At 61.4% G+C, this 11979-nt stretch carries 4 protein-coding genes and 3 rRNA genes; all 7 read left to right on the top strand.

The annotated features are described in order from the left end of the window. Window positions 1-582: 582 nt before the first annotated feature. The 7 genes from OUO20_RS16270 to OUO20_RS16240 all read left to right on the top strand — a co-directional run bounded on the left by OUO20_RS16270 (window position 583) and on the right by OUO20_RS16240 (window position 11970). A 16S ribosomal RNA gene (locus OUO20_RS16270) occupies window positions 583-2104 on the top strand. A gap of 511 nt (window positions 2105-2615) precedes the next feature. Next, window positions 2616-5744, top strand: a 23S ribosomal RNA gene (locus tag OUO20_RS16265). A gap of 173 nt (window positions 5745-5917) precedes the next feature. Further along, window positions 5918-6034 (top strand): 5S ribosomal RNA (gene rrf / locus OUO20_RS16260). The 16S, 23S and 5S rRNA genes sit together here, the layout of an rRNA operon. A gap of 283 nt (window positions 6035-6317) precedes the next feature. Continuing rightward, window positions 6318-6602: an HU family DNA-binding protein gene (locus OUO20_RS16255; protein ID WP_011693739.1), complete on the top strand. Its 285-nt coding sequence runs from the start codon at window positions 6318-6320 to the stop codon at window positions 6600-6602. Between the two features lie 146 nt (window positions 6603-6748). Then, a complete protein-coding gene (locus tag OUO20_RS16250) occupies window positions 6749-8926 on the top strand; it encodes a cytochrome c oxidase assembly protein (RefSeq protein WP_268002169.1) in 2178 nt (725 codons plus the stop codon). Then, complete coding sequence (locus tag OUO20_RS16245; RefSeq protein ID WP_268002168.1) at window positions 8926-10932, top strand: NHL domain-containing thioredoxin family protein; 2007 nt, start codon at window positions 8926-8928, stop codon at window positions 10930-10932. The genes OUO20_RS16250 and OUO20_RS16245 overlap by 1 nt, the downstream gene beginning before the upstream one ends. Window positions 10933-11100: 168 nt before the next feature. Then, on the top strand, window positions 11101-11970 hold the full coding sequence (locus OUO20_RS16240; protein WP_056392042.1) for a type IV toxin-antitoxin system AbiEi family antitoxin domain-containing protein: 870 nt from the start codon (window positions 11101-11103) through the stop codon (window positions 11968-11970). Window positions 11971-11979: the final 9 nt, after the last annotated feature.

Genomic DNA, 11979 nt, shown 5'->3' with positions numbered 1-11979 from the left:
CCCTTCGGCTACTCCCTCGGCTCCTCTTCGGATGTGAGCCACTCCATAGAAGCAGCAAACGAGCTTCAGAAGCGGAAATCTCTTGCCCACGCTGCCGGAAACCGCGGAATTCCGGGGTTTCCGGCAGCACAAGAGGCCCCCGGGGGTCGATTTGCGGTTGGGTGTGGGGGCGGGTATTGTTTTCTGAGTCGCCGCCGCTGAAGCGGAAAGATAGCGGCCAAACCCCTTACTGAACGGCCTGGAAATGGTTCGCCTCTTGGCGTGCCGGACGCGGGTGGGGCTGGTTTCGGAGTGGAGTGGATCGCGGTAACGCTGATTTGCGAAGCTTGTTGGAACCGGGTAAGTTTGGAAAGTTGCTCCGGAGCGAGCCTGGACGTTGGTTTGGGTGGTGCCGGGTGTGTCTGTTGTTTGAGAACTCAATAGTGTGCCAAGTTTGTTGATACCGATTATGTATGTAATTGGTTGATTGTGCTGTGCCGCCACCCCGTGGTGTGCATGGTGTTTTTAGCTGGTTTCAAATTTTGTGCAGCTGTTTCTGCCGTTATTTCCGGTGGTTGTGGTTGTGTCTGTTTTTGTTTTACTTCAACGGAGAGTTTGATCCTGGCTCAGGATGAACGCTGGCGGCGTGCTTAACACATGCAAGTCGAACGATGATGCCAGCTTGCTGGTGGATTAGTGGCGAACGGGTGAGTAACACGTGAGTAACCTGCCCTTGACTCTGGGATAAGCCTGGGAAACTGGGTCTAATACCGGATATGACCTTCCATCGCATGGTGGTTGGTGGAAAGCTTTTGTGGTTTTGGATGGACTCGCGGCCTATCAGCTTGTTGGTGGGGTAATGGCCTACCAAGGCGACGACGGGTAGCCGGCCTGAGAGGGTGACCGGCCACACTGGGACTGAGACACGGCCCAGACTCCTACGGGAGGCAGCAGTGGGGAATATTGCACAATGGGCGAAAGCCTGATGCAGCGACGCCGCGTGAGGGATGACGGCCTTCGGGTTGTAAACCTCTTTCAGTAGGGAAGAAGCGTAAGTGACGGTACCTGCAGAAGAAGCGCCGGCTAACTACGTGCCAGCAGCCGCGGTAATACGTAGGGCGCAAGCGTTATCCGGAATTATTGGGCGTAAAGAGCTCGTAGGCGGTTTGTCGCGTCTGCCGTGAAAGTCCGGGGCTCAACTCCGGATCTGCGGTGGGTACGGGCAGACTAGAGTGATGTAGGGGAGACTGGAATTCCTGGTGTAGCGGTGAAATGCGCAGATATCAGGAGGAACACCGATGGCGAAGGCAGGTCTCTGGGCATTAACTGACGCTGAGGAGCGAAAGCATGGGGAGCGAACAGGATTAGATACCCTGGTAGTCCATGCCGTAAACGTTGGGCACTAGGTGTGGGGGACATTCCACGTTTTCCGCGCCGTAGCTAACGCATTAAGTGCCCCGCCTGGGGAGTACGGCCGCAAGGCTAAAACTCAAAGGAATTGACGGGGGCCCGCACAAGCGGCGGAGCATGCGGATTAATTCGATGCAACGCGAAGAACCTTACCAAGGCTTGACATGAACCGGACCGCTGCAGAAATGTGGTTTCCCCTTTGGGGCTGGTTTACAGGTGGTGCATGGTTGTCGTCAGCTCGTGTCGTGAGATGTTGGTTAAGTCCCGCAACGAGCGCAACCCTCGTTCTATGTTGCCAGCACGTGATGGTGGGGACTCATAGGAGACTGCCGGGGTCAACTCGGAGGAAGGTGGGGACGACGTCAAATCATCATGCCCCTTATGTCTTGGGCTTCACGCATGCTACAATGGCCGGTACAAAGGGTTGCGATACTGTGAGGTGGAGCTAATCCCAAAAAGCCGGTCTCAGTTCGGATTGGGGTCTGCAACTCGACCCCATGAAGTCGGAGTCGCTAGTAATCGCAGATCAGCAACGCTGCGGTGAATACGTTCCCGGGCCTTGTACACACCGCCCGTCAAGTCACGAAAGTTGGTAACACCCGAAGCCGGTGGCCTAACCCCTTGTGGGAGGGAGCTGTCGAAGGTGGGACTGGCGATTGGGACTAAGTCGTAACAAGGTAGCCGTACCGGAAGGTGCGGCTGGATCACCTCCTTTCTAAGGAGCACCTCCAACTCTTCTGTGCTGGTGAATGCCGGTGTGGGGGTTGTCAGGAAGCAAGCCCGCAGCATGGACGATTGTTCCGTGGCGGGTGCTCATGGGTGGAATATCAACAAATAGGTGCCTGGTGGCACGGACCGGTTTGGTTAGTACGAATGTTTTGTTCTTCTCTTCGGGGGAGGGCGGGTGTTCTGGAACGCGGCTGGTTTGGGTTGCTGGGTAGTGTTTGGCACACTGTTGGGTCCTGAGGCAACAGGGCCGGGGGTTTTCCCTCGGGTTTGTTTGTTTCTGGTTTCCCTGCCGTGACGTTCCGTGCGCCTGTTGTGGGTGTGTGGGGTGTGTGGTGTGGGGTTGTTGTTTGAGAACTACATAGTGGACGCGAGCATCTTGTATAAGAAGCAATTTCCAAGATTAATGAACCTGGATCTGGCTGCGCTGTTGATGCCCTTTGGGTGTTGGGGTGTGGTTGGTTTCTGTGGTTCTCTCGAGAAATGTTTTTGATCTTTGTGGTCAAGTTTTTAAGAGCACACGGTGGATGCCTTGGCATTAGGAGCCGAAGAAGGACGTAGGAATCTGCGATAAGCCTGGGGGAGTCGATAACCGGACTGTGATCCCAGGGTGTCCGAATGGGGAAACCCCGCCGAGCGCGCGAGTGACTCGGTGACCCGTACCTGAACACATAGGGTGCGTGGGGGGAACGCGGGGAAGTGAAACATCTCAGTACCCGCAGGAAGAGAAAACAATAGTGATTCCGTTAGTAGTGGCGAGCGAACGCGGATCAGGCTAAACCGTTCCATGTGTGATAGCCGGCGGGCGTTGCATGGTCGGGGTTGTGGGACTTTCCATACCAGTTCTGCCGGGCTGGTGGGGTGTGATGTGCGCGCATAGGTGAACGGTTTTGAAAGGCCGGCCAGAGAGGGTGTTAGTCCCGTAACCGTAATGTGTTTGTACCGCCTGTGAGAGTATCCCAAGTAGTACGGGGCCCGAGAAATCCCGTGCGAATCTGTCAGGACCACCTGATAAGCCTAAATACTCCCTAATGACCGATAGCGGACCAGTACCGTGAGGGAAAGGTGAAAAGTACCCCGGGAGGGGAGTGAAACAGTACCTGAAACCGTGTGCTTACAATCCGTCGGAGCCAGTCTGATTCTGGTGACGGCGTGCCTTTTGAAGAATGAGCCTGCGAGTTAGTGTTACGTCGCGAGGTTAACCCGTGTGGGGCAGCCGTAGCGAAAGCGAGTCTGAATAGGGCGTGTGAGTGGCGTGATCTAGACCCGAAGCGAAGTGATCTACCCATGGCCAGGTTGAAGCGACGGTAAGACGTCGTGGAGGACCGAACCCACTTCAGTTGAAAATGGAGGGGATGAGCTGTGGGTAGGGGTGAAAGGCCAATCAAACTTCGTGATAGCTGGTTCTCCCCGAAATGCATTTAGGTGCAGCGTTGCGTGTTTCTTGCTGGAGGTAGAGCTACTGGATGGCTAATGGGCCCTACAAGGTTACTGACGTCAGCCAAACTCCGAATGCCGGTAAGTGAGAGCGCAGCAGTGAGACTGTGGGGGATAAGCTTCATAGTCGAGAGGGAAACAGCCCAGACCACCAACTAAGGCCCCTAAGCGTGTGCTAAGTGGGAAAGGATGTGGAGTTGCCCAGACAACCAGGAGGTTGGCTTAGAAGCAGCCACCCTTAAAAGAGTGCGTAATAGCTCACTGGTCAAGTGATTCCGCGCCGACAATGTAGCGGGGCTCAAGTACACCGCCGAAGTTGTGGCATTCACATTTTAGCTAAGCCCTTGTGGTTCAGGCGTGTGGATGGGTAGGGGAGCGTCGTGTGGGCGGTGAAGTCGCGGTGTAAACCAGCGGTGGAGCCTACACGAGTGAGAATGCAGGCATGAGTAGCGAAAGACGGGTGAGAAACCCGTCCGCCGAATGATCAAGGGTTCCAGGGTCAAGCTAATCTGCCCTGGGTAAGTCGGGACCTAAGGCGAGGCCGACAGGCGTAGTCGATGGACAACGGGTTGATATTCCCGTACCGGCGAAAAACCGCCCATGCTGAGCGGGGGATACTAACTGCCCGAAGCCTGCCCGAGCGCCCTTGTGGTGTGAGGGTTTTGGTGGAGCGCAGGACCTGATCCCGGGAGGCAAGCGTATTAACAGGTGTGACGCAGGAAGGTAGCCGAGCCGGGCGATGGTTGTCCCGGTCTAAGGATGTAGGGCGAGTGGTAGGCAAATCCGCCACTCATGGTGCCTGAGATCTGATGGGACCCCCGTTTGGGGGGATTTGGTGATCCTATGCTGCCGAGAAAAGCATCGACGCGAGGTTTTAGCCGCCCGTACCCCAAACCGACACAGGTGATCAGGTAGAGAATACCAAGGCGATCGAGAGAATTATGGTTAAGGAACTCGGCAAAATGCCCCCGTAACTTCGGGAGAAGGGGGCCCCAACCTTGATACACCCTTTGCGGTGTGGAGGGGATCGGGGCCGCAGAGACCAGGGGGAAGCGACTGTTTACTAAAAACACAGGTCCGTGCGAAGTCGCAAGACGATGTATACGGACTGACTCCTGCCCGGTGCTGGAAGGTTAAGAGGACCGGTTAGCCGCAAGGCGAAGCTGAGAATTTAAGCCCCAGTAAACGGCGGTGGTAACTATAACCATCCTAAGGTAGCGAAATTCCTTGTCGGGTAAGTTCCGACCTGCACGAATGGAGTAACGACTTCCCCGCTGTCTCAACCATAAACTCGGCGAAATTGCAGTACGAGTAAAGATGCTCGTTACGCGCAGCAGGACGGAAAGACCCCGAGACCTTTACTATAGTTTGGTATTGGTGTTCGGAGTGGCTTGTGTAGGATAGGTGGGAGACGTTGAAGCCCGGACGCCAGTTCGGGTGGAGTCATCGTTGAAATACCACTCTGGTCACTTTGGACATCTAACTTCGGCCCGTAATCCGGGTCAGGGACAGTGCCTGATGGGTAGTTTAACTGGGGCGGTTGCCTCCTAAAAAGTAACGGAGGCGCCCAAAGGTTCCCTCAGCCTGGTTGGCAATCAGGTGTCGAGTGTAAGTGCACAAGGGAGCTTGACTGTGAGAGAGACATCTCGAGCAGGGACGAAAGTCGGGACTAGTGATCCGGCGGTACATTGTGGAATGGCCGTCGCTCAACGGATAAAAGGTACCTCGGGGATAACAGGCTGATCTTGCCCAAGAGTCCATATCGACGGCATGGTTTGGCACCTCGATGTCGGCTCGTCGCATCCTGGGGCTGGAGTAGGTCCCAAGGGTTGGGCTGTTCGCCCATTAAAGCGGTACGCGAGCTGGGTTTAGAACGTCGTGAGACAGTTCGGTCCCTATCCGCTGCGCGCGCAGGAAATTTGAGAAGGGCTGTCCTTAGTACGAGAGGACCGGGACGGACGAACCTCTGGTGTGTCAGTTGTACTGCCAAGTGCACCGCTGATTAGCTACGTTCGGATGGGATAACCGCTGAAAGCATCTAAGCGGGAAGCTCGCTTCGAGATGAGATTTCCATACACCCTCGGGTGTGAGAGGCCCCCAGCCAGACCACTGGGTTGATAGGCCGGATGTGGAAGCGAGGACTAACGACTCGTGAAGCTGACCGGTACTAATAGGCCAACAACTTACACCACACAGATACATACAAAACTCTGCTTGCGTCCACTATGTGGTTCCCAACCAACAACCCCCCAACACCGGGGTTGTCACGGCACGGAACCAACACAACTGAAGAACAACACCACAATGTTGTAACCACGAGTCTTCCCACCCCCGAACAAAACACCGGGCGGGCGGGTACAAGGGTTACGGCGGTCATAGCGTGGGGGAAACGCCCGGTCCCATTCCGAACCCGGAAGCTAAGACCCACAGCGCCGATGGTACTGCACCCGGGAGGGTGTGGGAGAGTAGGTCACCGCCGGACACACATTGGTCGAGGCCCCAACCACCAGGTTGGGGCCTCCCACATTTAACCCCAACTCCCCTTCATGGAACCGGACGCGGTGTCCCAGGAAACCCGGCAGGAAGCGCAAAGCCTTCCTCCAAGGGCTGAAAATGGGCCCCGGAATCGGTGATTAACCTCAAAAAGTCGCGGAAACACGCGGAATTTGCGGACCGGAAGCGCCCAAGCTGGTAAGTTTTCGGACAGTGGCTTGTGCGCATGCCGCGTGCAGGCTCCAGAATCAGAATCGTCCAGGAGGACATAAATGGCTAAGAACCGTAGTGAACTTGTTGCAGAGGTAGCAGGCAAGGCCGGCACCAGCCAGGCTGCCGTCAACTCCGTCCTCGATGCACTGTTCGAGGTTTTCGAGACTTCTGTCGCCGCGGGCGAGAAGATCACCATCCCGGGCTGGCTCGCCGTCGAGCGCACTGACCGTGCAGCACGCACCGGCCGCAACCCGCAGACCGGCGAAACCATCCAGATCGCAGCAGGCCACAGTGTCAAGCTGACCGCCGGCTCCAAGCTGAAGGCTGCAGTCTCCAAGAAGTAAAGCTTGTCCCTCCCGGCATGCAGCCGGCTGGAACAAGGAGCGGCAACCCATCGGGTTGCCGCTCCTTTGCTTTAACGGCCCGGCTCCAACTGCTCACTCGCATACAACCCGGATTCGCGGCGCAGGCAGGCGTAGCGGACAATGGAATGGTGTCTTCCGCCGCAACTCCACGTTCCACCGCGCCCCAGTCCGATCCTGGCAAGGGAGCTGCGGTCCGGGACGCCGGAAGCCGGGGGATCCCCGTGCCCTGGCAGCTTGCAGGCCTGGCGGCACTCTTCCTGGCCCTTGCAGCAGCACTGATCTTCTCCGGCGCTGCAGCGGCGCGCAGCGTCGCCGACCCCGGCGCCCTGGTGCGGTGGGGCCTGCCCGTCAGCAAGGCAATCCATAACGTCTCCCTGGCGACCGTCGTCGGAGGCCTGATCTTCGCCGTCGGCATCCTCCCCAAAAACCTGAACCCCCGGAACAGTGCCGTGCGGGGCCGGGACCGGGAAACTCCACCAGCCGGAGGTGCGCCCGAACATCCCGCCTTCACCCGCGTGCTCTCTGTGGCGGCCGTCGCGGGCGCCGTGTGGACCTTGTCCGCCATCGCAGTCCTGGTGTTCACCTATGCCGACGTAGCAGGGCAGGGGCTGTCCGGCGATCCCGCGTTCACCCAGGCCCTGGTGTACTTCATGACGGACATCGAAACGGGCCGGGCATGGCTTGCCGTCATCATCATTGCCGCCGTGGTGACCACCGCGCTGTTCGGCGTCAGGTCCCTGGGCGGCCTCGCCCTGACCCTCATCCTGGCCCTCATCGGCCTGGTCCCCACCGCCCTGATCGGACACTCGTCGAGCTCTTCGGACCACGAGGGCGCCATCAACTCAATCGGCCTGCACCTGGTGGGCGTGAGCACCTGGGTGGGCGGCATCATCATCCTGGCCCTGCTGTCCGGGATCCTCACGGGGTCCAAGGCCGGGGCAGCCACGGATATCACCGAACCCACGCTCCGGCGGTTCTCCACCCTGGCCGGCTTCGCGTTCGTGCTGGTCTTCGCCTCGGGCATTATCAACGCCAGCATCCGCGTCACCAGCTGGCATGATCTCTTCGGCTCGGCCTACGGCCAGCTGATCCTGGCCAAGACTGCCGCGGCGGTGGTCCTGGGCGGCATCGGCTTCATGCACCGGCAGTGGGTTATCCCGCAGCTGGGGCGCAAGGGCTCCACCCTGTCCTGGCGGCGGGTCCTCTGGCAGCTGGTGCTGGCTGAGCTGCTGGTCATGGGCGCCACCTCGGGCATCGCCGTGGCCCTGGGCCGCTCGGCGCCGCCGCAGCCAACGGAAGTGGCGGCCAATGCCTCGCCAGCCTTCATCCTCAGCGGCTACGAGCTGCCCCCGGAGCTGACGCCCGAACGCTGGTTGACCGAGTGGCGGCTGGACTGGCTCTGGGTGGGCGTGGCCCTCTTCGGCCTGGCCACCTACTTCCTGGGCGTGGCCAAGGTCCGCCGCCGGGGCGATTCCTGGCAGTGGTTCCGGTCCCTGAACTGGGTCGTCGGCCTGGTGGTCCTGACGTTCATCACGTCCGGGCCGCCGTCGGTCTATGGCCGCGTCCTGTTCTCCGCGCACATGGTGGACCATATGGCCCTGACCATGGTTGCCCCGATCTTCCTGGTGCTGGGCGCCCCCGTGACCCTGGCCCTGCGTGCGCTGCCCGCCCGCGGCGACGGCTCACGCGGGATGCGCGAATGGCTGCTGGTCTTCGTCCATTCGAAGTTCTCTCAGCTGGTCACCCACCCGCTGTTCGCCGCTGCCAACTTCGCCGGCTCGATCGTGCTGTTCTACTACTCGGACCTGTTTGGCTTCGCCATGCGCGAGCATGTGGGCCACGAGCTGATGAACCTGCACTTCCTGCTCACCGGGTACATCTTTGTGCTCAGCATGATCGGCACGGACCCGCTGCCGCGCCGTGCGCCGTACCCCATGCGGCTGCTCCTGCTGCTGGCCACCATGGGCTTCCATGCCTTCTTCGGGGTCTCCATCATGGGCGGCACCGGGCTGCTGGCCGCGGACTACTTCGGCAACCTTGGCCGCGCCTGGGGACCGTCGGCCCTCGTCGACCAGCAGACCGGCGGCGCGGTGGCCTGGGGCATCGGTGAGGTGCCAACGCTGCTGGTGGCGATCGGCGTCGCCATCATGTGGTCCAGGTCCGACCAGCGGGAGACCAAACGCGTGGACCGCGCGGCGGACAGGAATAACGACGCCGATCTGACCGCTTACAACGATATGTTTGCCAAATTGGCCGAACGCGACGCCAAGCTGGCTGAACGCAACAAGCTGGAAGGACGCTGATGAGCGAAACCGTACGCACGCATGCCCGGGTCCGGGCCTCCGAACTGGTAGGCCGCAACTGGCTGAACACCGGCGGCAAGACCCTGGACCTGGAGGCCCTGCGCGGCAAGATCGTGCTGCTGGACTTCTGGACCTTCTGCTGCATCAACTGCCTGCACGTCCTGGACGAGCTTCGGCCGCTGGAGGAGCAGTACTCCGATGTCCTGGTGACGGTGGGCGTCCACTCGCCCAAGTTCGAGCACGAGGCGGACCCGGTGGCGCTGGCCGCGGCCGTGGAGCGGTACGAGATCCACCACCCCGTCCTGGATGATCCAGAGCTGGACACCTGGAAGGCCTACACCGCCCGTGCCTGGCCCACCCTGGTGGTCATCGACCCCGAGGGCTACATCGTGGCGCACCTCTCCGGCGAGGGCCACGCGGACGGGCTCGCCGTGCTGATCCCCGAGCTCATCGCCGAACACGAAGCCAAGGGCACCCTCCACCGCGGCTCCGGCCCGTACGTGGCGCCCGAGGCAACCTCCGGCACCCTTCGCTTCCCCGGCAAGGCGCTGTTCCTGCCCGCCGGCCGCGGGTCTGCTTCAGGGGCAGCGTCCGACGGCGGCACGTCCGCAGGTGCCCCGACGTCCGGCACCTGGCTGGTCACCGACACCGGCCACCACCGGCTGGTGGAACTGGACACCGACTTCCACACGGTGCTGGCAACCTTTGGCTCGGGCACCAAGGGCTATGCCGACGGTCCCGCCGCCGGTGACACGGCCACCGCCCAGTTCAACGAACCCCAGGGCCTGGTCCTGCTGCCGGAAGATGTGGCAGCCAAGGTGGGCTACGACGTCGTAATTGCTGACTCCGTCAACCACCGGCTGCGCGGTCTGTCCCTCACGGACGGCAAGGCGTCCACGCTGGCCGGTAACGGGATCCAACGCCTGCTGGAGACCGGCCCCGCCCGCGTGGACGAGGACGCCGCGGGGTTCACGGGCAAGCTGAGCGAGCACTCGCTCGAAGTCTCCCTGAGCTCTCCCTGGGACGTGGTGTGGTCACGGAAGCTGAACGCCGTGGTGGTCGCGATGGCCGGTACGCACCAGATCTTCAGCTTCGACCCTGTGGGCGGCGAAGTGGACATCATCGCGGGCAACGGGCTTGAGGGCCTGCTGGACGGCGCCGCGCACGAATCCTGGTTCGCCCAGCCCTCAGGCGTGGCCGAGGACGCCGACGGCAACATCTGGGTGGCTGATTCGGAGACCTCCGCACTGCGGAAGCTGGTGGTTGACGATTCCGGGAAGGTCACCGTGGAGTCTGCAGTAGGCAAGGGCCTGTTCGACTTCGGCTTCCGCGACGGCCCGGCCGCCGACGCACGCCTGCAGCACCCGCTGGGCGTGACCGTCCTGCCCGACGGCTCCGTGGCGATCGCGGACACATACAACGGTGCCGTCCGCCGCTACGACCCCGCATCCGGCACCGTGTCCACCCTGGCACGAGGTTTGGCCGAGCCCTCCGACGTGATCGTGGACCACACCCACTCGGCCGGTTCCGAGCCCCTGCTGGTAGTGGTGGAGGCCAACAAGCACCAGATCGTCTACGTGCCCATTCCCAAGGAAGCACAGCAGGTGGATGAGGGCGCATCCCAGACCCACCGGCCCAAGAGCCCGGTGGCGCCCGGCGCGCTGGACCTGACCGTCCGCTTCACGGCGCCCACGGGGCAGAAGCTCGACGACCGCTGGGGCGACCCCACCCAGCTGAAGATCTCCTCCACGCCTCCCGGGCTGCTGGTCTCCGGCGGCGGAACCTCCGTGGGACTGCAGCGCACCCTTCAGCTGTCCCCGGACGTGCCCGAGGGCGTGCTGCACATTACCGCCCGCGCCGCGGCCTGCGACGGCCCCGAGACCGAGGACGGCGAGATCCCCGACCACGCCGCCTGCCACCTGTACCAGCAGGACTGGGGCATCCCCGTGGTCCTGCAGGCCGATGGTGACACGGAACTGGTCCTGGACCTGCGCGGAATGGACTGACCCTCCGCTGGTTTTGATGAACTGGCCCGGTTTCCAGAGCGTCGTGCCCTGAAGACCGGGCCAGTCCTGTCTCTGCTCCCCGAAAACTGGGCCAGTCTGGACGCGCCGTTGTCCACATAGCCTCCGTTACTTCTGCCGCAGGCCAGGGCAGGCAGGCATTGTGGCCACATGGACCCTACAGAGATCCTCAGGTCGGCCGGGGGAGTACTGCTGCGGCGTGACGTGCTGGCCGCAGGGGCTACGGAAACGGCGCTTCGGCGGGCGGTCCGGAGCGGCCGGGTGGTACGCCTGGAGCGGGGCGTCTTGGCCGTTGCAGGCGCTGATCCGGAGCTGATGGCTGCCGGCATGGCCCGCGGTCTCCTGACATGTGCCTCCGCAGCCCCGAAATACGGCCTATGGCAGCTGCGTTCCGCCGCGACGCCCCATTACTGGCACAGCAATGGGCGGAGTGCAGCCCGATGTGTCAGCCACAGGCTTCCCCTGACCCAGCAGCCGCAGCACAGGACGCTTGCAGCACTGCCCGACGTCCTGCTCCACGCGCTGCTGTGCCTGCCGGAACTCGAATCCGTGGTCATGGTGGAATGCGCCTATAACCGCGGAGACATTGAGCCCGGCCATCTCTTCCGCCTCTTGGATGGCAATCGATGCGGCAAGGCCCGGCAGGTTCTGTCCAAGGTTGAGCGCGGCGCGGACTCCCTCCTGGAAACCCTGGCCCGGGTGCTGTTCAGGGATGCCGGGATAGCCACGGAGACGCAAGTGTGGATCGAGGGAATAGGACGTGTGGACTTCCTCCTGGAGGGATTCCTCATCGTCGAGATCGATGGAATCGCCTTCCACATGGAGCCACGGCAATACAAGAAGGACCGCCGCAGGGATAACGCCGCAATACGTCGGGGCCTGCCCGTGCTCAGATTCTTCTACGACGATGTGGTTTACGCGCCGGAGTCCGTCTTGGCGCAGGTGCGGGAGGTGCTGGCGCGGGGTTCGCTGCGGTGGCCGCAGCCGAACCAGCCCAGTTTTCGACAGGACTGGGTCTAAAACTCCAGG

Source organism: Arthrobacter sp. FX8 (genome assembly GCF_026723805.1).
Classification (GTDB): domain Bacteria; phylum Actinomycetota; class Actinomycetes; order Actinomycetales; family Micrococcaceae; genus Arthrobacter.
Note: the sequence above shows the minus strand (reverse complement) of the source record. Positions and strands in the feature narration are given on the sequence as shown.

What these genes read in the sequence shown, in the direction of transcription:
- OUO20_RS16255 (WP_011693739.1), top strand. Translation starts at nt 6,318, where the DNA reads ATGGCTAAGAACCGTAGTGAACTTGTTGCAGAGGTAGCAGGCAAGGCC.
- OUO20_RS16245 (WP_268002168.1), top strand. Translation starts at nt 8,926, where the DNA reads ATGAGCGAAACCGTACGCACGCATGCCCGGGTCCGGGCCTCCGAACTG.
- OUO20_RS16250 (WP_268002169.1), top strand. Translation starts at nt 6,749, where the DNA reads ATGGTGTCTTCCGCCGCAACTCCACGTTCCACCGCGCCCCAGTCCGAT.
- OUO20_RS16240 (WP_056392042.1), top strand. Translation starts at nt 11,101, where the DNA reads ATGGACCCTACAGAGATCCTCAGGTCGGCCGGGGGAGTACTGCTGCGG.